The sequence below is a fragment of the Cupriavidus sp. PB-02 genome (assembly GCF_058252315.1).
This window is the reverse complement of record NZ_CM177695.1, coordinates 1,538,523-1,559,773: the sequence shown is the minus strand read 5'-3', so window position 1 is coordinate 1,559,773 and position 21,251 is coordinate 1,538,523. Positions and strand designations below refer to the sequence as shown.

Annotated in this window: 13 protein-coding genes, 3 tRNA genes and 1 pseudogene; 9 read left to right on the top strand and 8 right to left on the bottom strand. The window is 63.9% G+C overall.

Going from position 1 to position 21,251, the window contains the following annotated elements:
• Window positions 1-206 precede the first annotated feature (206 nt).
• Window positions 207-1,442 carry a bifunctional alpha/beta hydrolase/OsmC family protein gene (locus tag AC10V3_RS27935; RefSeq protein ID WP_022538602.1) on the top strand — a complete coding sequence of 412 codons (1,236 nt, stop codon included), beginning with the start codon at window positions 207-209 and terminating at the stop codon, window positions 1,440-1,442.
• Window positions 1,443-1,625: 183 nt separating this feature from the next.
• Window positions 1,626-2,381, top strand: a pseudogene (locus AC10V3_RS27930) (ISNCY family transposase); the annotation flags it as partial.
• A 41-nt stretch (window positions 2,382-2,422) separates the two neighbouring features.
• On the opposite strand, the gene AC10V3_RS27925 reads toward AC10V3_RS27930, so the two are convergent.
• From AC10V3_RS27925 to AC10V3_RS27915, 3 genes are all read right to left on the bottom strand, one after another.
• Entirely contained in the window at window positions 2,423-4,480 is a 2,058-nt protein-coding gene (locus AC10V3_RS27925) for a recombinase family protein (protein WP_022538600.1), read from the bottom strand.
• Window positions 4,481-4,766: 286 nt separating this feature from the next.
• Entirely contained in the window at window positions 4,767-5,234 is a 468-nt protein-coding gene (locus AC10V3_RS27920; protein WP_022538598.1) for a helix-turn-helix domain-containing protein, read from the bottom strand.
• A gap of 170 nt (window positions 5,235-5,404) precedes the next feature.
• The gene (locus tag AC10V3_RS27915) at window positions 5,405-5,710 is read right to left on the bottom strand and encodes a DUF5372 family protein (RefSeq protein ID WP_490923638.1); all 306 of its coding nucleotides are present in this window, start codon (window positions 5,708-5,710) and stop codon (window positions 5,405-5,407) included.
• A gap of 23 nt (window positions 5,711-5,733) precedes the next feature.
• Here AC10V3_RS27915 and AC10V3_RS27910 point away from each other — a divergent pair, with 23 nt between their 5' ends.
• The 6 genes from AC10V3_RS27910 (at window position 5,734) to AC10V3_RS27885 (ending at window position 13,050) form a co-directional block, all read left to right on the top strand.
• Window positions 5,734-6,456 (top strand): transposase family protein, encoded by a 723-nt coding sequence (locus tag AC10V3_RS27910; protein WP_490923761.1) that lies wholly within the window; start codon window positions 5,734-5,736, stop codon window positions 6,454-6,456.
• Between the two features lie 156 nt (window positions 6,457-6,612).
• Entirely contained in the window at window positions 6,613-7,959 is a 1,347-nt protein-coding gene (locus AC10V3_RS27905; protein ID WP_490923760.1) for an ISNCY family transposase, read from the top strand.
• 173 nt (window positions 7,960-8,132) lie between these two features.
• Window positions 8,133-8,612, top strand: a complete 480-nt coding sequence (locus tag AC10V3_RS27900) for a carboxymuconolactone decarboxylase family protein (protein ID WP_022538595.1) — start codon at window positions 8,133-8,135, stop codon at window positions 8,610-8,612.
• Window positions 8,613-8,818: 206 nt separating this feature from the next.
• A complete protein-coding gene (locus tag AC10V3_RS27895) occupies window positions 8,819-10,324 on the top strand; it encodes an efflux transporter outer membrane subunit (protein ID WP_454753103.1) in 1,506 nt (501 codons plus the stop codon).
• Window positions 10,321-11,499: an HlyD/EmrA/EmrK family protein gene (locus AC10V3_RS27890; RefSeq protein WP_022538593.1), complete on the top strand. Its 1,179-nt coding sequence runs from the start codon at window positions 10,321-10,323 to the stop codon at window positions 11,497-11,499. Before AC10V3_RS27895 ends, AC10V3_RS27890 begins: the two co-directional genes overlap by 4 nt.
• A 27-nt stretch (window positions 11,500-11,526) precedes the next feature.
• Window positions 11,527-13,050, top strand: coding sequence for an MFS transporter (locus AC10V3_RS27885; RefSeq protein ID WP_490923758.1), 1,524 nt, complete (start codon window positions 11,527-11,529; stop codon window positions 13,048-13,050).
• A 76-nt stretch (window positions 13,051-13,126) separates the two neighbouring features.
• Here AC10V3_RS27885 and AC10V3_RS27880 read toward each other — a convergent pair.
• The 5 genes from AC10V3_RS27880 to AC10V3_RS27860 all read right to left on the bottom strand — a co-directional run bounded on the left by AC10V3_RS27880 (window position 13,127) and on the right by AC10V3_RS27860 (window position 20,444).
• A tRNA-Thr gene (locus tag AC10V3_RS27880) sits at window positions 13,127-13,201 on the bottom strand.
• A gap of 33 nt (window positions 13,202-13,234) precedes the next feature.
• Window positions 13,235-13,310 (bottom strand) — tRNA-Gly (locus tag AC10V3_RS27875).
• A gap of 5 nt (window positions 13,311-13,315) precedes the next feature.
• Window positions 13,316-13,391: transfer RNA gene (locus AC10V3_RS27870), tRNA-Asn, on the bottom strand.
• A gap of 146 nt (window positions 13,392-13,537) precedes the next feature.
• The gene (locus AC10V3_RS27865; RefSeq protein WP_490923756.1) at window positions 13,538-19,042 is read right to left on the bottom strand and encodes a trifunctional serine/threonine-protein kinase/ATP-binding protein/sensor histidine kinase; all 5,505 of its coding nucleotides are present in this window, start codon (window positions 19,040-19,042) and stop codon (window positions 13,538-13,540) included.
• Window positions 19,043-19,406: 364 nt separating this feature from the next.
• Complete coding sequence (locus tag AC10V3_RS27860; protein ID WP_022538590.1) at window positions 19,407-20,444, bottom strand: LysR family transcriptional regulator; 1,038 nt, start codon at window positions 20,442-20,444, stop codon at window positions 19,407-19,409.
• 431 nt (window positions 20,445-20,875) lie between these two features.
• Between AC10V3_RS27860 and AC10V3_RS27855 the strand changes: the two genes are divergently transcribed.
• On the top strand, window positions 20,876-21,247 hold the full coding sequence (locus AC10V3_RS27855) for a response regulator transcription factor (protein WP_022538589.1): 372 nt from the start codon (window positions 20,876-20,878) through the stop codon (window positions 21,245-21,247).
• Window positions 21,248-21,251 lie beyond the last annotated feature (4 nt).

The following is a 21,251-nucleotide window of genomic DNA, read 5'->3' as shown; positions in this document are numbered from 1 at the left end:
AGCATTGGCTGGCATCGCCTTCGCGCTTGCGTCGTCGTCATCCTGAGTGCTGCTTGCTGTTGAGCGGCACAATTGCTGCGACTGGCGGCAGATTTAGTGAAAGTCTCCAATACAAAGAATGGAAATTTCCACAGCGTAGTGCTGCGCGTGTAAGCGTGATCTGCAAGCGAAGCCGGCCGTCGATCGGACGGGGGCGGGAGGAAATCATGAATTCCCAGCGTTTGACCTTTCCCGGAAGCAACGGCCAGCAACTGGCCGCTCGGTTGGACACGCCGGAGGGGCCGGTTCGGACCTTCGCGCTGTTCGCGCATTGCTTCACCTGCAGCAAGGACACTCTGGCCGCAAGCCGGGTTGCGCAAGCGCTCACGGCGCACGGCATTGCCGTCCTGCGCTTTGATTTCACAGGTCTTGGCGGCAGTGGAGGGGATTTTGCCAACACGAATTTCTCTTCAAACGTCGCCGACCTGCACGCGGCATCAGGCTATCTGAGAGAGAACTTTCAGGGTCCTGCCTTGTTAATAGGCCATAGCCTTGGCGGCGCGGCAGTGCTGAGCGCAGCCGGGGGAATACCTGAGGTCAAGGCGGTCGTGACCATCGCCGCACCGAGCGACCCAAGCCATGTGGTCGGCCTGTTTCAAGACCATACCGCGCGAATTGAAAGCGAGGGCGAGGCGGAGGTGATGCTTGCCGGACGCCCATTCCGAATCAGGCGTCAATTCATTGATGATGTGAAAGAACAAAGCCTGCTGGCTAGTGTCTCCAGGCTGCACAGAGCCCTGCTGGTCATGCACGCACCACACGATGACACCGTCGCCGTCGAGAACGCTACGCATATCTTCAGTGCTGCCAAACATCCTAAAAGCTTCATTTCCCTTGATACGGCAGACCACTTGCTGACGCGAAAGGAAGATGCAGACTATGTAGCCGACACGATCGCCGCGTGGAGTCAGCGGTATCTCGGTATCGATACCTCCAGTCTTCCCGCCGCCGTGGCCGAGGAGGGGCTGGTACGCGTAGAGGAGAACCACGTTGGACGATATCAGCAGCGCGTAATTGTCGGCCCGCATCGCCTGGTGGCTGACGAACCGGTTTCCTTCGGCGGTCTGAACGGCGGCCCTGGACCTTACGACCTCCTGCTTGGCGCGCTAGGCGCATGCACGGCGATGACGATGCGCATGTACGCGGAGCACAAAGGACTGCCACTGGAGCACGTGGCCGTGTCCCTCCGGCACGAAAAGATTCATGCGGCGGATTGCGGGGATTGCGCAACGAAGGAAGGGAAAATCGATTGGATCGAGCGGGAAATTCACATGAAAGGCCCGCTCGACCAGGAACAACGCGCCGCATTGCTTGCGATTGCTGAGAAGTGCCCGGTACATAGAACGCTTCACTCGGAAGTGGTAGTACGAACGCGCGATGCAGAGGCTGGAGCAGGCAAGTAGTGGCTTTTGCCAGCAGTATCGCGCCCGCAACTCCATACCGAGGGCGGCACATCATTTTACATAAGATAGATTATGCGAAAGTGACATGTAGCGGCTAAGCGGTAATGTCCGGTTCTGGCTAAGTTCAAATGTCCGAGTTTGGCAGGCGTAAGCTTGACGGCTTCCAGCGCCCGGGAGCCCGTCATGCCAGCAGGAGCCATTACCATGACGATACGGCAGATCGACCGGCTCAAGGTCGTTCAAGCGCTGGCCGACGGCTATCTCAAGACCGGGATTGCCGCCTCCAGGCTTGGACTGAGCGCCCGCCAGACCCTGCGCCTGCTGCGGCGCTACCAACAGCACGGCGCTGCCGGCTTGCTGAATCGCCACCAGGGTCAGCCGGCCAACAACCGGACCCCACCGGGCCTTGCGGCGCGAGCGCTCGGGCTGATCCGCGACAGCTATGCCGACTTCGGCCCGACCCTGGCCGCCGAGAAGCTGCGCGAGCGCCATGGCCTCAGCCTGGCCAAGGAGACGGTGCGCCGGCTCATGATCGACGCCGGCTTCTGGGTGCCGCGGAAGCTGCGTCCGCCCAGGGTGCACCAGCCGCGCAATCGCCGTGCCTGCCTCGGCGAGCTGGTCCAGATCGACGGCAGCGACCACGCCTGGTTCGAGGACCGGGCGCCGGCCTGCACGCTGCTGGTCTTTGTCGACGACGCCACCAGCCGGCTGATGGCGTTGCGCTTCGTGCCGACGGAATCCGCTTTTGCGTATTTCGAGGCGACCCGGGCTTACCTGGCGTGCCACGGCAAGCCGGTCGCGTTCTACAGCGACAAGGCCAGCGTGTTCCGGGTCAACCGGCCCAATGCCACTGGCGGCGACGGTTACACGCAGTTCGGGCGCGCGCTGTTCGAGCTCAATATCGATAGTCTGTGCGCCAACAGCAGCCAGGCCAAGGGCTATGCTTCACAATGCACCTCATGGGTCGAGTGGGATGATGTTTACGCGGCGACTGCGTGTTTACCGCGGGTTTTGCATTGATGGCGATACTTCACTGGCGCATCCGCGCCAGGTTGTTCGAAGAGACACTGCCCCTTGTCATCGTAGCGGTGCGCCACGAGCAGGCCGGCACGGCGCCATATCTTGACGGTAGTCGGTGTGACATCGAGGCACTTTGCAATCTCGTCCAGCGTGAGCAAACCACGCGCGCGCAGCCTGTCGTAGCGACTTCGCAGATCGTAGGAGAGCCGAATCCGGGTGACCATTGCGTGGTGAAACGGTTTGCCCTGACCTGACGTGAGTCCCTGGCGATTGAGCAGCTCTGCCGCTTCACCGTCGGTGTGGTCTTCCAGAAGCCGGTCGATCTCAGCGACGACGGCTGGCGGGGTCTGCCGCAACATCCACGCGGGCTTGGATAGTGGCACGTGCAAGGTGTGCGTTGCACCGCCGTTAAAGCGTATCTGAGCGCTGACGTCCGTGCCTTTTAGCAGGGTCACGTCGGTGATGAGTAGGCGTGCCATGCGCTTGCGCTCACGATCTGGCGTGTGGGGATCGTTCCACAGGCGAGGAAAGTCCTTCGCAAGTGCCATGATGCTTGTGCGCTGTGCGTCGTCAACTCCGGCGCGATCAGCTTCGCGCTGCTTCTCGTAGCGTTCCTGGGCCTCACTGAGAGCGCGGAGCGCATGGTTCCATTCCGCTTCCAGCGAGTCCGCAACCAATCGATGTTCCGGATCGACTTGCATGTAACGACGGCGCGCCAGATCGGTCTCGTAGCGCGCTCGCTCGACCTCTTGACGGCGTAGTCTGTCGCTCTCCTCGGTACGGCTCTCAAGCTCGTTCTGCACGGCCAGAGCGACCTCAAGCGTTACCGGCGTGACCAACTCCACGAGCAACCGGCCAATTGCATCGTCAAGCTCACCACCATGGACACTCTGGCACACAGGGTGCGCGTGCTGAATGCCCCGGCGCTGGCACATGTAATCCGGCACCCTGCGCGTGCCTTGGATGTGATAGCGCACGGTCATTCGCTCGCCGCATTTGGCACAGATCGCCAAGCCTTGCAGCAGCGCCGGCCCCTCGCGAGGTGCCCCTCTCTCACGGTCGAGGCCAAGTGCGTGGGCATTGTCGCGTAGGATTTGAACGTTCTGTTCGAACTCCTCCCAGCTCACGTAAGCCTCGTGCGCATCGCGAATCAGCGCCGTCCACTCCTCGGGCGGCAGTCGCAGGCAGACGTTCTGACCATCGGGATGCTTGCGTTGCCGCGTGCGCCCAAAGCAGAATGCACCAGCATAGCGCGGATGATGGAGGGCCCACAGCACGCGTGAGTGTTCGAGCTCGGTCCACAGCACATCGCCTTTGCGCTCTCCGCGGTGAATCCGGCGCGGGAACTGAAGACCCTGGTCACGAAAGGCCTTGACGGTCGCAGTGGCTGAGCCCGTGCGACGAAACGTGCGGAAGAGCTGACGAACACTCTCCTGGATACGTGCATCCGGGTCCAGGCGCACACGCCCCTCGGTGTCGTAGACAAAGCCGATCGGCAGCCGCATCTCGAGTTCTCCGCGGCGCGCCTTGTTGAGGATGCCACCGCGTAGCCGTGCCCGCATGACGTGCAACTCTGCCTCGCTCATCGTGCCTTTCAGGCCGAGCAGCAACCGATCATTGAAATGCGCAGGGTCGTAAATTCCATCTTCGTCAAGAATTAGGGAGTCGGCGAGTGCACAGATCTCCAATAGCCGATGCCAGTCGGTTGAGTTGCGCGCCAGCCGCGACACCTCCAGACCCATCACGATCCCGGCCCGTCCCAGGCTCACCTCGGTGACGAGGCGCTGGAAGCCCTCGCGCTCGACCGCCGATGCACCGGATAAGCCGAGGTCCGAGTCGATGACCACAACTTGATCGTTGCGCCATCCGAGCGCGATGGCGCGCTGTCGCAGATCATACTGGCGCTTGGTACTCTCAGTATTCTCGAACATCTGCCGCAACGAGGACTGCCTCACGTACAGATAGGCGTTCCTCTTGAGGTGTCTTGCCTGTACTTTCGAGTGGGTCTCTGCAGTCATCTCATCCCCTCTAGCGCTGTCGCGATCGCCATGGTTGCCACGATGTCAACCAGATTCTGTTCGATACCTACAGGCAGACTCAGCCCGCTCGTCGCGACTACAGGCACCGGACGAGGCGAGCAGTCTTCGGCCGCACACTTCATCCAGGCGGCCATCCCCTTGAACATGACGAGTGCGCGACCGCGCATCATCGTGTGGCCGCGTCCGCCCAACTCGACGACGTCTTTTCGCAACGCCTCGTAGTATCTGGTCAGCGCATGAACATCGAGCGCTGCAGTGGGGACTTTTATGGCCGTTTTTTTTTCGATCGCGCCAGGGCGCGTTCTACGGTGCGTCGATGCACTGTCAAACCGAAGCGTTCTGCAATCCGCTCGACAAGAACTTGAGCATCGAGACCGTCCTCCGCGGCACGTGCTTCTTCGATGAAGCGCATCACGTCGTCGGTGATCTTGTGTGGTCCGTGAGGACCTCGCTTGTCTGGCAGCAGCCCGACCAGGCCCTCTCGATCGAAGTCGGCCTGCGCCTTGTAGAACGTCGGTCGGCTGACCCCAAAGTGCGCGGCGGCATCGGCGATGGCCTGACCATCGACACGTACGCGACGCAGCATTTCGTAGCGGGCCTGTACCAGATCGCGCGGGTCGAAGAAATCGCCGGCGATAAAAGCGGGATCATCGATGCCCTGCGAGTGAGGATTCACCGTGCCGCTCTCTTCGAGCGCTGCAAGCTTGGGGTCGGATTTTCGGATGCGGGTCATATGTAATCTAAATTATGCCCACGTATTGCCGATGTCAAGGATTTTATACGGACAAAGAATAGCAGTGCCCCCGTAACCTCCCTGCTCTATGCCCGCCCTTGAATCATGCGCCCATGGAGAGGTATAGGCACGGATACTAAAACGGCATAAATATCTTTACATCAACGGCATCATTCCCTTGACATCTTGCGCTTGCGCGCTCGCGGCCCTCCAGATCTCTTAGCCTCCCGCTGTCGGGCAATCAGCGCAACAAGTTGCAACAGGTCCTCGACCCGGAAATGCGATCGTCCGGCCGACGTTACCTCGAATGCGTTTGGCGCCGCTGCGCTCGTCCAGGTCGCCGGCATGCGCCTGAGGTTGCCCATTTCGTCGTAGAAATAGACGCGGTCCTCTCCCCACGCATTGCGCCATTCCAGCAGCGCGAATTCTCGCCCGTAAAGCGGATGGAAGGGATGGGTAACCCGGAAGGATTGCATCCCACCGGTCAGATCACGTGTAGTTGACTGCTTTTGAGAAGGGCCGGGTCGAACGGATGAACGGCACGCTGCAGGACCGCCTGGTCAAGGAGTTGCGGCTGCGCCGGATCTCGTCCCAGGCCGACGCCAACGCCTTCGTGGCGGTCTTTGTGGCTGACTTCAACGCCCGCTTTGCCAAACCGCCCAGGAGCGACTTTAATGCACATCGCCCAGTGCGCGCCGATGAGGATCTGGCGCGGATCTTCACCTGGCGCGAATGGCGCAAGGTGTCGGCCAGCCTCACGCTGCAGTACGACAAGACGCTGTACCTGCTGGCAGACCAGCCCGCGCATCGCGCTCTGATTCACCGCTACCTCGAGGTGGCCGAGTATCCGGACGGCCGGATCGAGCTGTGGGCCGATGGCGCTACCCTGCCCTACACCACCTATGACCGCTTGGCCGAGATCGACCAGGGCGCGATCGTCGAGCACAAGCGGCTCGCTCACGTCCTGCGCGTGGCGCAGGAGATGCAGGCCAAGCGCGATAGCCGGCGCAGCGCCAGCGCACCCGCGCGGACCGCCACCGGCACGCCCCCGCGGCCTCGCCAGGCGGCCCCGGGCAAGAAACCGCAGCGGCAGCTCAGCCCTGCAGACCTGCAGGCCGCCATCGAAAAGACCGTCAAGGCACCACTGCCTTACGGGAAACCCTTGAAAGACAAGCCACCGAACCTCAACACCAGCCCGTCCAAATCGGACATTTCAGCTTAGCTGAGCGCCGGACATTTGAACTTAGCCTAGACATGACATGTAGCGGCTAAGCGGTAATGTCCGGTTCTGGCTAAGTTCAAATGTCCGAGTTTGGCAGGCGTAAGCTTGACGGCTTCCAGCGCCCGGGAGCCCGTCATGCCAGCAGGAGCCATTACCATGACGATACGGCAGATCGACCGGCTCAAGGTCGTTCAAGCGCTGGCCGACGGCTATCTCAAGACCGGGATTGCCGCCTCCAGGCTGGGACTGAGCGCCCGCCAGACGCTGCGCCTGCTGCGGCGCTACCAACAGCACGGCGCTGCCGGCTTGCTGAATCGCCACCAAGGTCAGCCGGCCAACAACCGGACCCCACCGGGCCTTGCGGCGCGAGCGCTCGGGCTGATCCGCGACGGCTATGCCGACTTCGGCCCGACCCTGGCCGCCGAGAAGCTGCGCGAGCGCCATGGCCTCAGCCTGGCCAAGGAGACGGTGCGCCGGCTCATGATCGACGCCGGCTTCTGGGTGCCGCGGAAGCTGCGTCCGCCCAGGGTGCACCAGCCGCGCAATCGCCGTGCCTGCCTCGGCGAGCTGGTCCAGATCGACGGCAGCGACCACGCCTGGTTCGAGGACCGGGCGCCGGCCTGCACGCTGCTGGTCTTTGTCGACGATGCCACCGGGCGGCTGATGGCGTTGCGCTTCGTGCCGACGGAATCCGCTTTTGCGTATTTCGAGGCGACCCGGGCTTACCTGGCGTGCCACGGCAAGCCGGTCGCGTTCTACAGCGACAAGGCCAGCGTGTTCCGGGTCAACCGGCCCAATGCCACTGGCGGCGACGGTTACACGCAGTTCGGGCGCGCGCTGTTCGAGCTCAATATCGATAGTCTGTGCGCCAACAGCAGCCAGGCCAAGGGCCGGGTCGAACGGATGAACGGCACGCTGCAGGACCGCCTGGTCAAGGAGCTGCGGCTGCGCCGGATCTCGTCCCAGGCCGACGCCAACGCCTTCGTGGCGGTCTTTGTGGCTGACTTCAACGCCCGCTTTGCCAAACCGCCCAGGAGCGACTTTAATGCACATCGCCCAGTGCGCGCCGATGAGGATCTGGCGCGGATCTTCACCTGGCGCGAATGGCGCAAGGTGTCGGCCAGCCTCACGCTGCAGTACGACAAGACGCTGTACCTGCTGGCAGACCAGCCCGCGCATCGCGCTCTGATTCACCGCTACCTCGAGGTGGCCGAGTATCCGGACGGCCGGATCGAGCTGTGGGCCGATGGCACTTCCCTGCCCTACACCACCTATGACCGCTTGGCCGAGATCGACTCGCGAGGAGCGGCAGCAATTCCTCGCGCGAGTACAACGGCTCGGCTACGAAGCTGGCTACAAGGGCGTGCGTATCACCAAGTCAGGCCAGCGCTTCATGATCGAGGAGGCGACGCTGTGGCAACTTCTCGATGCGGACGGCAAGCAGCACGGCCAGGCGGTCGTCATCCCGCGCACGCGGAACATCTGATTGCGCATGCTGGCTGATTACCGCTTCAGACTGACCGTGCGATTGGTGCCAAAGCGACAACATTGTGCGCGCCGTGACGGCGCTACCGGCATCCTGAGCCGAAGCCTAGGATTCACTCCAAGCCGTCCCTGCGGCAAAAGATTCAACGCAGGTTCGATGAGCGAAATTCCCGAGGTCACCAGGAAAGATCATGACGCAACGCATTAACTACTTTCAGCAATCCCCGGAACTGTCCAAGAAGCTCATGGAGTTCGGCGCGCTGTTCCAGAAAACCACGATCGAGGAGCCCGTTCGCGAGCTCGTCGAGATTCGCGCATCGCAGCTCAATGGCTGCGCATTCTGCGTCGACATGCATATCAAGATGGCAAAGATCCACGGCGAGCGCGAATTGCGCCTGCACCACGTGGCGATCTGGCGCGAGTCGACGCTGTTCTCGCCGCGCGAACGCGCCGCGCTGGCCTGGACCGAGGTGCTGACCAACATTCCCGCCCATGGCGTGCCCGACGAAATTTATGACCGCGTGCGCACCCAGTACAGCGAGAAGGAGCTGTCGGATCTCACGTTTCTCGTGGGGGCGATCAATACCTGGAACCGCCTGAACGTGGCGTTCCGCATGGTGCCCGGTTCGTCAGACAAGGCGTTCGGGCTCGACAAGGCCAATCTGGAGTGATGCGATAAAAGGGGGGCCTTTGCGTCACGGCAACCATGCTGTTGTCGTGCCTGATGGAATTTGCAGGCAAGGCGGTCCAGATGATCGCCAACGCCGGTGCCACTTTCCACAAAGGACCCAACGCGATCCACACCGTCGGGCAAAACGCCAGCAACACGCCGGCCAGATTTGTGCCCAGGCATATTTGGGCTGGCCGGAGAAAGGCGATGACTATTCCACTTAAGGCGCGTGCCGTCCCGGCCTTGCGGTGTCTCGGCGTACTGGGCGCAGCCGTGCTGCTGGCGAGCTGCGCCAGCATGAAGGGGCTGAAAACGCAGGCCACGGTCGATGATGCCAACCGCCTTGCCGCGAGTGCGTCGCTGGGCGCTACCCCCGTGTCGCCGGCGGCATGGCCGGAGCGCGCATGGTGGCAGGGCTTTGGCGACCCGCAGCTGGATGCGCTGGTCGAGGCGGCCCTGGCCGAAGAGCCGACGCTGCGCATCGCCGCTGCGCGAGTGCGCCAGGCGGATGCGCTGGCGGGCGGTGCCGAAGCCGCGCTGTCTCCGCAAGTCAACCTGAACGCCCGGAGCACGCGCCAGCGCTTCAGCGAGAACGGCCTCGTGCCGCGGCCGCTGGCAGGCAGCTGGAAATGGGCCAGCGACGTGCAGCTTGGCCTCGGCTACGAACTGGACTTCTGGGGCAAGAACCAGGCGACGTTCGACGCCGCGCTCGACCGCGCCCGCGCCGCGGAAGTCGACTACCACGCGGCGGAACTGATCCTGACCACGTCCGTGGTGCGGACCTACCTGAAGCTCGACGCCGCCTATGCGCAGCGCGCGCTGACCGAACAAACCTATCGCCAGCGCCAGAACACGCTGGACCTGACACGCCAGCGCGTGGCCGCGCAACTCGACTCGCGGCTCGACATGAAGCAGGCCGAAGCGGCGCTGCCGGCCACGCGCGAGCGCCTTGCCGCGATCAACGAGATCATTGCGCTGACCCAGAACCAGCTCGCCGCTCTGGTCGGCAAGGGCCCGGACGCGGGCGCCGATATCCGCCGCCCGCAGCTTCGCGATGACTACGCGGTAGCAGTCCCGGCTTCGCTGCCGGCCGAGCTGATCGGCCGCCGGCCGGACGTGGTCGCGCAGCGCTGGCGCGTGGAAGCCGCCAGCCATGACATCAAGGCGGCCAAGGCCCAGTTCTATCCCAACATCAGCCTGACCGCGTTTGCCGGCCTGCAAAGCCTGAGCCTGTCGGACCTGCTGACGGCGGGCAGCCGCACCTTCGGCATCGGCCCGGCGATCTCGCTGCCCATCTTCGATGGGGGCCGGCTGCGCTCCAACCTCGGCGCGCGGCAGGCGGAGTACGACGCCGCCGCGGAGCAATACAACGCCACGCTGGTCACCGCCCTGCACGACGTGGTCAGCCAGCTGGTGTCGCTGCGCTGGCTGGCCGAGCGCGCCGGCGAACAGCACCAGGCGCTGCAGCTGACGCAGGAGGCCTACGACATGGCCGTGTCGCGCTATCGCAGCGGCGTCGGCAACTACCTGCAGGTGCTGTCGGCCGAAGGCCAGGTCCTGCAGCAGAAGCAATTGCTGATCGATCTCGAAACCCAGGAACGCACGCTGCACCTGGAACTGATCCGCGCCCTCGGCGGCGGATACGAAACGGCTGCCGCGCCCGCCAACGACACGGGCACGGCCAAAACCCCCGTGGCAAGGAGCGCATCATGAACCCCGCCAGCCAATCCAAATCTGCCATCGACACACCGACGGAACAGGCTGACGTCCGCCCGGCGCGCCGCTGGCGCATCGTCGCCGCCGCCTCGGTCGCCGTCGCTCTCGCCGCCGCAGCCGGCTACTGGCTGCAATACGCTCGCTATTGGGTATCGACGGAAGACGCCTATGTCGAAGGCAATGTGGTGCAGGTGACGCCGCAGGTAGGCGGTGTTGTCACCGCGATCCTCGCTGACAACACCGACCTGGTCGACTCCGGCAAGACGCTGGTCGAACTCAACGGCGTCGATGCACAGCTCGCCCTCGCCGCGGCGCAGGCCCAACTGGCCCGCACGGTGCGCCAGGTGCGTGGCCAGTTTGCCGCCGCCGGCCAGGACCGGGCCAACGTGGAACTGCGCTCGGCCGACCTGGCGCGGGCCCAGGAGGACATGGCGCGCCGCTCGGCGCTGGTCGCCAGTGGCGCGATCTCGGGCGAGGAACTGGTCCACGCCAGGCACGCCGTGCGCAGCGCGAAGGCGTCGCTGGCCATGGCGACCGAGCAGCTCAAGCGCAACCAGGCACTGGTCGAGCGCACCTCGGTGGACTCCCACCCCGACGTGCAGGCGGCAGCCGCCCAGGTGCGCAATGCCCGCATCGCGCTGTCGCGCACGCGCATTCCGGCGCCGGTCGGCGGGGTGGTCACCAAGCGCTCGGTGCAGGTGGGGCAGCGTGTTAGCGCCGGGGTGCCGATGATGTCGGTGGTGCCGCTGGACCACCTGTGGGTTACGGCCAACCTGAAGGAATCGCAATTGCGCGATATCCGCCTGGGCCAGCCGGTCACGCTGACCACCGACCTGTACGGCGACGGCGTGGTGTTCCACGGCCGTGTCATCGGGCAGGACGCCGGCACCGGCAGTGCCTTTGCATTGCTGCCGGCGCAGAACGCCACCGGCAACTGGATCAAGGTGGTGCAGCGCGTGCCGGTGCGTATCGCGCTCACCCCCGCGGAAGTCGCGGCCCACCCGCTGCAGATCGGCCTGTCGATGAAGGTCTCCGTCGATACGCGTTCGCGCGACGGCAAGCGGCTGGTCGCCGTCGATGCGTCGGGCCAGAACTACCGCACCACGGTGTTCGCCGACGAACTGGCCCGCGCCGACGAACTGGTGCGCCGCATTGTCCAAGAGAACCTGTAGGCACCGCCATACAACGGAGACGCCGGCATGAAACCCGCTAAACCCCAAGGCCTGCTGCTGCTGACGATCGGCGCGCTGACCTCGATCGACTTCCTGCAGAACGGCATGGTGGCTTTCGCCGCCACCCCCATCATGGGCGAGATCGGCGCCAGCCCCGAGGAGTACAGCACCGTCGCGGCGGCCTACGCCAGCGTGGCCGTGGTGGTGATCGCGCTGCAGCGCTGGATGGTGGAGCGCGTGGGATGGCGCCGCTATGTCCAGGCCGCGCTCGGCGTGGCTGCGACCGGTGCGATCCTGTGCGCGAATGCCGAAAGCTATCCGGCCTTCCTGGTTGGCCGCATGGTGATGGCGCTGGGCTGCGCGGGCATGGTGACTTCGTCTCGGCTGGCGGTGAATCTGATTCCGCCCAGCCCTGCGCGCTTTCTCGGCATCAAGGCGCTGGCCACGGGCGTGTGCGGCGGCATGGCGCTCGCGCCCTGGCTGGCCTCGGCCATCGTCACCTCGGACCGCTGGCCGTTGATCTTCTGGCTGGCGGCCGCGGCCGCGCTGGCGCTGCTCCCCGCCACCAGCGTCCTGCCCACGGCCACGCTGGCGCCGGCGCAACGCTCGGACGCCCATCCGGTGCGGCTTGCGGCGCTGGCGGTCGGCAGCTTCCTACTCCTGTTCGTGCTGCAGCGTTCCTACTACGACTTCTACGCCGACCGGCTGTGGCTCGTGATCGGCGCCGCCACGGGCGCCAGCGCCCTGTTGGCATTCATCTGGACCGAATCCAAAAGCGCACGTCCGCTGCTCAAGCTGCGCAGCCTGGTCGAGCCGCGCTACCTGAGCGGCCTGGCGCTCTTTACTTTCTGTTATGTCACGCTCGGTTCGAACGGCTATCTGCTGCCGATCATGCTGCAGCGCTCGCTGGGACATTCATGGGCCACCACCGGGCAGTTCTATGCGCTTGGCCTGGCCGCCGGCGTCGCGACCTGGCTGACAATGACGCGCCTGCTGCCGCGCTGGCCCAGCCCGCGCAAGTACTTTGTCGCGGGCTTCCTGGCGCTGGCGGCCTCAGCCTGGCTGATGAGCCGGACCCCGCCCGCGCCTGACCTGTGGGGCCATGTGCTGCCCGCGCTCGCGCTCTATGGAGTTTTCATCATGACGCTGATTCCCGTCACGGCCATGCAGACTTTCAACGGCGTCATGCACGACGAGTCGGTGTTCTCGCACGCGCAGCAGACCAAGAACATGCTGGGGCAGATGGGCCAGGCGCTGGGCGTGACGCTTGCCACGGTCGGGCAGCAGTGGTTGACGACGTTGCACTACGGCACGCTGCATGGCGCGATCAATCCTGCCAACCCGCAGTACCAGGAGACCTACGCGCGCTTCACGGCGGCGTTCTCCGCCTCGATGGAACCGGTTCGCGCCGCGGAGCTCGCCACGGCGCAGATCGCGCAGGTGCTGGCGCAGCAGTCCGCGCTGCTGGCCAATCTCGACCACTTCCGCGCGCTGGCGGCAGTGGCGGTGCTGGCGATCGCGGTGAGCCTGGTCCAGAAGGTGATCCGATGAGCGCTCACCCGCGGCACCGCGTGCACGAGCATGGCACCACGCAGGTCTTGCGCGATGCCGAACCAAACAAGTGAGATGGTGCCCATGGGCAGGATCGAACTGCCGACCTCTCCCTTACCAAGGGAGTGCTCTGCCACTGAGCCACATGGGCATACGCGCCGGATGCGAGACAACCGGAACGATCTGGAGCGGGAGACGAGTCTCGAACTCGCGACCTCAACCTTGGCAAGGTTGCGCTCTACCAACTGAGCTACTCCCGCATGCATGGCTCCCCGACCTGGGCTCGAACCAGGGACCTGCGGATTAACAGTCCGTCGCTCTACCGACTGAGCTATCAGGGAATACATCGCCTTTCAGCGAAGCGCGGATTCTACAACAACGCGATGCGTCGGGGCAATAGGTCGCGCCAAGACTCACTTCAATTCTGTGTCGTGCGTTCACGCTGGCCAGCGCAACGCCCGGACGCCCGCATGGGGCTGCGTGGCGATCACGAAGCAGCGGCCGGATGGGTGGGCACGGTGAATTGAACGATGGCGCCGCATGGCAGGTTCTCGCTCGCCCACAATCGGCCGCCATGCGCGTCGATGATCGACCGGCAGATCGACAGCCCCATCCCCAAACCGGCGGGCTTCGTGGTGTAGAAGGGAGCGAAGACGCGCTCGGCGCCGTCCGGAGCAAAGCCGGGCCCCGAATCTCGCATTGTCACGAGCACGCAGTCAGTGTCGTTCCCTGTGCTGATGAGCAATTCTCGTTCGCCGTCGCTGACGCCTCTCATTGCCTCGAGCGCGTTGATGGTCAGGTTGAGGAGCACTTGTTGCAGGCCGACACGGTCTCCTTCGATGCATGGCAAACCGTCCGCGAGTTGCGTCTGCACCGCGGCCCCGCTCTTCGTGGCTTCGCCACGGGTGAGCTCGATCACCTCGCGGATCGCCGCGTTGATGTCCACCGATTCCTTCCGCGGTGGCGTCTTCCTGATCAGCTCACGGATCCGGCCGAGCACGTCCCCCGCTCGATTGGCATCCTTGATAATACGGCCAAGCACCTGCCTGACCTCTTCGACATTAGGAGGCTGGGCGCTGAGCCACCGCAGTGCAGCCTGGGCGTTGGTCACCGTCGCGGCGATCGGCTGGTTGACTTCGTGAGCGATCGAGGCCGTGAGCTGCCCCATGGTTGCGACGCGGTTCGCGTGTGCCAGTTCCGTCTGCACCTCGCGATAGCGCCGCTCGCTCTCGCGGACTCTTTCCTCCGCCTGCTTGCGCTCGGTCAGATCGAGCACAAAAGCGACCCCCTCCTTCCGGCTTGCTTCGAAAGTGGCCGCACCGACTATGACGGGCACACGGCTGCCATCCTTCCTGATGTACTCCTTCTCGTAGGGCTGGGTGAGCCCCGTCTGCCCGGCCTCTGCCACGGCGCGTTCGGTGCCCTCACGCCATTCCGGCGGTGTCAGATCCTTCCAGCGTACGCGACCCGAGACAAGATCCTCCCGTTCGTATCCCACCATGCGAAGAAACGCGTCATTGGCCTCAAGAATGTCGCCACCGGCATTCCACATGATGATCCCGATGATGTTGGCGTCGACGAGGCGCCGGATCTTTGCCTCGCGTTCCGTGAGGTCGCGGTACAAACGGGCATTCTCCAGCGAGATCGCGGCCTGCGAGGCCACCAGTTTCAGCATGGCGATGCGGGTCGGGCTGAACACGCGCGCAGTCAGATTGTTTTCGAGGTAGAGCGCGCCGGTGAGCTTTGCCTGATCCATCAAGGGCAGGCAGAGAATGGAACGGGCGCGATGCTGACGGATGTAAGGATCTGCGGCAAACGGGGACTCGGCTGCGGCATCGTCGAGAAAGACGCTCTCCCGGGTGCGCAGGACATGGTAGAGGATCGACTCCGGCAGCATCGCCGCGCTCACCGGCACATCGCGCAGCTGCAACTGGGTCGCGTCGCCGCCGGTCGTCGCTTCCGCTGCGATCCGTTGTTCGCCGCCGTCCGACAGGATCAACAGACCTCGTTCGGCGCCGGCCTGTTCGATGGCCGTACGCATGACCATATCAATCAGCTTTTCCAGGACGATGTCGCCCGAGGCGGCCTGCGACACCTTGATCACGGTCGCGAGGTCGAGGTGTTCGACCGGCGTTGCGATCGTGTTCGTCGGGCCAAGCGCGGGCTCTTCCGTTCTCAGGAACGGATACCTTTCCTCGAGTTGCCGCACCTTCCCATCGGCTCCCCAACGCAGGTAGCCGTAGCGGGCGTCCTGTAGATACACACGGGCGATCTTCTCAAGCCCGCGCGCCGCGTAAAAGCGGGACGCGAGTTCGTTGGCGAGCGCCTCAGTGTGGACAAAGCCGCTTTCCTGCGCCAGGTGGATCGCCTGCTCGTAAAGCTGCTCAGCATCCACCACGCGGCCTTCGAGGCGGGCGATCTCGGCCCCGACCAGCACGGCGCGGTTCCCGAAATTCTCCGGGCAGTTTTCCGCCCAGACCTGGAGCTGCCGGTGATGCGCAGCCATGGCGTCCAGGTGCTGAGGCTGCACGTCGACCGGGGCGAAGTCCCAGCAGGCGGCGTGGGCAAGCGCGCCGTAGAAGTGATATTCGGCTTCCTCGAAGAACGAGGATGAGGTCCAGAGCAGCTGTTCCGCCTTCGATGCGGCATCCATGGCCGCCGCATAGTCGCCGGCGAGATAGCGCGCCTGCAGTTTCCGGGTCCAGTACCAGCATGCAGCGAGCGCCAGGCCAGGGTTGCTGGACAGATGGGCTTCGTTGCGAAGCTCATTGAACTGCCCGTCGTCAAAGCAGCCGAACGTCGGCGTCAGGCCGCGGAGCATCCGGATCAGCGCGAGTTGCGTGGCGATGAAGTCGATGACAAGACCGAACCGCACCTTCTGGGCGTACGCAAGTCCGTGTTCGGCTTCGCTTTGCACCTCGGGCAGCGGCTCGCCGGCGAAGAGCAGGTCCGAGTTGAGGCTGTTGCCCGCATAAGCGCCATACGGGAGGTCTCCGATCCGGTTCGCCGCGGCGAATGCGCGGCGCAGCAGATCGCGGCAAGTCCGCACGGGTTTCAGCCAGCGTACGACAAAAATCGAGAAGCAAAGATAGGTCTTGGCCTCAAAGCGTTTGAGCCCGCGTCGATCGACGAGTTCGCAGCCGAGCTGGCCGAACCGATATCCGGCCTGGTAGTCGCCGAAACGCCGTCCGGCAACCCTGCCGACATTGGCATATAGCACACAGGAAGCATCGCAGTTGCCCCGCTCGAGGCTGAGACTGACCGCCTTGCAGATCGTCAGGCAAGCCAGGTTCGCATCGGTCTGCAAGGCCGGCGCGAAGAGCTTGCTCAGCGCCTCGACGGTCCCGAGGGAGGCCGCGTCCTCCATCAGCGGCAAATCGATGAGGTCCTCGATGGCACGGTCCCCTAGCCGTGACCAGATGCTGTCGTATTCGCGCCGCACCTCGTCGTCGTCCGGATGGGGTGACCACTCGATTCCGACATGCCGGAGGTAGGCGAGACAGACCGCGACCGCGCGCTCGCTCCGATCGAGGACCAGGTAGACATCCAGTTGCAGGCACGCGACGAGGGCTCTTTCGACCGTTGTGGTGGCGCGATCGGACAGCGCCGCCAAACGCTCGTCCGCAGCCGCCAACTGCCCTGTCAGGAATTCGCATTCGGCCCGGTTCAGCTCCAGCGCAAAGATCAGGTCATGCCGGCGCTCCCAGCAATCGTCGCCCAACAGTTCCGCACCGGTGACGAGATAGGAGAGCGCCGAGGCATAGGCCGTCGACGCCTTGGCGCGCTGGCCGGCGATCAGGTTGAACTCGGCCAGCTGCTCCCGCTCGTCCTGCCCGGTGATCAGCGCGGCGCCGCGATTGAGCTGGCCCGCGATCTCGAAGATTGCCTCTTCCCTCTTTTCCGGGGCCGTCTGCGCGGCGAGCAACCGCCCGATCCGCAGATGGGCCTCGGCGCGCGAAGCTTCGGGGGTCAGCGAATAGGCGGCTTCATGAACCCGGTCGTGAACAAACGCATAGGCGCCGTCCGGGCGCTCGACCAGTTCCTGGCGAATCGCCTCCCACAACGCCGCGTGGACCTGCGCCTCCGGGGTGCCGAGAACGGTCGAAAGTGTCGCGATCTCGGCGACGTTCCCGAGACAGGCAAGCTGCTGCAACGCCTGCTGCGTCGCAGCCGGCAGGCGGGTCAGCTTGCCGACCATCAGGTCCACCACATTGTCGGTGTAGCCCTTGGCATGGATGCGATCGGGATCCCAGCGCCAATGCCCCGCGTCATGATCGAAGGTGAGGAAATCCTCTTCGACCAGCGCGTGCAGGAACTGTATGACGAAGAATGGATTGCCGGCGGTCTTGTCATGCACCAGTCGAGCCAGGGGCTCGATGCGCTCCGGCTCGCAGTGAAGCGCCTCCGCGGTCAGCTGCTGGACGTGCTCACTGGCAAGCGGCGCCAGCCTGATTTCATCGATCTTGACGCCCGCGTTCCTGATGGCCTGAAGCTTGCGCGTCAGCGGATGCGTGGCATCGACCTCGTTGTCGCGGTAGGCGCCGATTAGCATCAGGTGCCGCAGATCCGAACCGGTCAGCAGATCCTCGAGCAGGTCGAGCGTCGCCGCGTCGAGCCACTGCAGATCGTCGAGAAAGAGCGCGAGCGGATGTTCCGCCCTGGCAAATACACCGATGAAACGCCGGAACACGAGCAGGAAACGGCGTTGCGCCTGTTGTGGCTCAAGCTCCGGGACCGGTGGCGGCTCACCGATGATGAGCTTCAGTTCGGGAATGAGGTCGGTCATGAGGCCCGCATTGGGGTCCAGCGCCTCCAGCAACGCACTGCGCCAGCTCGCCAGCTCCGTGTCGGACTTGCCAAGAAGCGGCCGCACCAGGCTTTGAAATGCCTGCACCAGCGTCGAATAAGGGATGTCGCGCTTGTACTGGTCGAACTTGCCGGACGCAAAGAGCCCCCGCGGCGGCACCAGCACCTTGTGCAGTTCATTGACGACTGAGGATTTGCCGATGCCGGAATAGCCGGAGACCAGCACCAGCTCCGGCGCGCTGCTCCCGACGATCCTGGCGAACGCGGCGACCAGGGTGTCGACCTCGTGCTCCCGCCCGTACAGCTTCTCGGGAATCAGCAGCCGGTCAGGCGTGTCGCGTTCGTGCAGCGGGAAGTCATCGACGCGGCGCTGACGCTGCCAGTCGGCCAGGCAGTGCTGCAGATCATGTTCAACACCGGCGGCAGTCTGGTAACGCTCCTCGGCCGTCTTGGCGAGCAGCTTCATGACGATCTGGGAGACCGCGGCAGGGACGGTCGTCACCCGTGCGCTGGGCGGAACCGGCTTTCTGGCGATATGGCAGTGCACCCATTCCATGGGCTCGGCGGCCGTAAACGGCAGCGCGCCGGTCAGCATCTGGTAGAGCGTGATGCCGAACGCATAGAGGTCGCTGCGCGAATCGATCGAGCGATTCATCCGGCCGGTCTGCTCGGGCGCCATATAGGCAAGCGTGCCGGCGATGGTCTCGGGCGGCTCGGGCGCCTGCCGCTCGCGCGGCAGCCGCGAAGCGAGGCCGAATCCGGTGAGCCGCGCCTTTCCGTCGGTGCAGTTCACCAGGATATGGGTGGGCTTGAGATCCTTATGGACGAGGCCGCGCTGGTGGAGCTTGCACAGCGCCGCAGCGATGCCGGCGGCGAGCCGCAAGAAATTTTCCATCTCCATGGGCGCGCCGAGCAGTTGCGCCAGCGGCTCGCCACCGGGGTCATCGAGTACCAGCAGGGTCCGGCCGCCTTCGCGCACCAGCTCCAGCGGCCGGACCGCCCACGCGGCATCGAGTTCGTCCTTCAGCCCAAGCTCGTGTGCGAGGCGATCGAGGGTGGCGGGTAGTGGATGCTCGGCGGCTGGCCGCGCAAGCAGGACGTTGGGGCCGCCCTCCTCGCCCGGGCGCTGCCCGCGACACAAGACGCGCTCGCCATCGTCCCACAAGATCTGGAGTCTGTTACCCATCGGCGCCGGAACCATATGTAGGTCTTCATCTGCCGCACGCTGCCAGCAAACTGCCGCCCGTTATTGGGTTGGACGCTATGTTCGTCCGAGCATAATCCGGGCAGGGCACGCTCCGAAAGCGACTTACAACACGGCAGCTCCGCGATTACCAATCGCTCTCCAGAATACACCGCGGCGCCATCGGGAGTGGTCGGAGGGACGGGATGGGGCAAGCGCCGTTGAGGCCACTTCGTCGAAGGCGATACCCCGCGTGAAGTCTGAGGAAAAGGCGGAGGGTCACGACCAATAGCGCCTGTCTGGCGCGAACTTGTGGCATTGCCTTCACATGTTTGACGATCCGCTGCTGGTGCGACCGAAACCAGATTCAGGCCGCCAGCTTTTCTGTCGAAGTCCCGGTGTCATGCGTGTCGAAGTCGGTCAGGTAATTCAGATCGAGCGCGCGGATCTGCTCAGTCATGAAATCGACAAACACACGAATGCGTGACGGCAAATGCTGTCGGCAGAGGTAGCAGATGTAGTGGCCCCGGTCGTCCGGCACATACCGCCTTAACGCCATGACGAGCTCATGGCTCGCGATGTGATCGCGAATCAGATACGCCGGCATCTGGGCAATTCCGCGGCCATCCAGGACTGCCTTCAGTACTAGGTCTGCGTCATTGAAAGTCAATCTGGCGGTCGGCAGATACTTTCGCATATGGCCGTCAACCTTGAACTCCCAATCCAGGACGCGACCGCCGGCGAATCTTAAGTTGATACAGTCGTGCTGCCTCAGCTCTTCCAGCGTAGAGGGCAGTCCCCGCGTCTCGGCATAGGAACGGGACGCGCACAGTACCATCTGCATCGGAATCAACTGTTTCGCAATGATGCTGGAATCCTCGATGCGGCCATCGCGAAATGCGACATCGATCTGTTCGGAAGCGAAATCTGTTGGCCGGTCATCCAGAAGCAGGTCGACCGCGATATCGGGGTAGACCTCGGAGAACCTGGAAAGCAGCGGCGCAACCACCTTGCGTCCGAACCCGACTGTCGAGCTGATGCGAAGCAAGCCACGAGGCGGCCCCTGGCGGAGCTCCAGCATGTCGTTCATTGCCTCGACAATGTGGGTCACGCCCTGGTTGCAGTTCTCGAAGAATCTCTCGCCCTCTCGCGTCAGCTGTGTTGTCCTCGTGGTGCGGAGAAACAGGCGCGTACTTAGCTGCGTTTCAAGCTTCTGGACATTTCGGCAGACCGCCGAGCGCCCGATCCCCAACCGCTCCCCCGCCTTGGCGAAGCTTCCCTCCGTGGCGACCGCCATGAACGCGATGATTCCGGTGTAGCTCGTCGCGAAACAGGCGGACAAAGTATCAGCGCTATTTGGCAAGCCAACGCGAAAGCCACGCTGCGATGTATCCGATTGTTCCATTGAGAGCCCCCACCATTTGGCGCACTGCGCAATCGCACCGGCCATGAGACTAGGGTAGGCGCGCGGGCGCTACAAACCCATTCTACGGACGGGTAGCGCTGCCCCTACATAGGCTTCGAACGCTCATACCAGGGTATGACCCGCGGGACCGGGGCACGCGCCCACGGCTGAGATGTACGGAACGCCGGAACTCCTATTACGGACCGCCGGGACTCATATCAAAGTATGTATTCGCCGTTTCAGCGGATCTGCACGATACCTGGCGTAGACGGTCTTCGGGGCAGGCTTTGGCGATCTGCTTGCGGCGCGCCTATACGTTTGTATGATTCTCGGCCGCTGATATGAGAATTACGCTGGGTATCGTAGACGCACGTGAAGCACCCGGCGCCGTTCTGGCTGCGTGCGCTCTTTCCTGAAGGTGGAGGGGTCCCTTGTGTTCCGCCCAGCTAGTTTCGATTGTCGATGACGACGAGGCCGTCCGCCTCGCGACGGCGAGTCTCGTACGCTCGTTCGGCAGGCAAACATGCCTGTTCGCATCGGCAGAGGAATTCCTGCAATCCGGCCAAATCGCCGCGACGTCATTCCTGATTTCCGACGTCATGATGCCCGGCATGTCGGGGATTGCGATGCACGACCGCATCCTGGCACTCGGATATGCGCCGCCGACCATTTTCATCACGGCGTTCCCGACGGACGACCTGAAGGCGAAGGCCCTGGCGAGCGGCGCGCTGGCTGTACTCGACAAGCCGGTCGATGCCGATGCCATTGCGCATTGGCTCAGCGTCGCGCTGGACCAGCCGTAGCGGA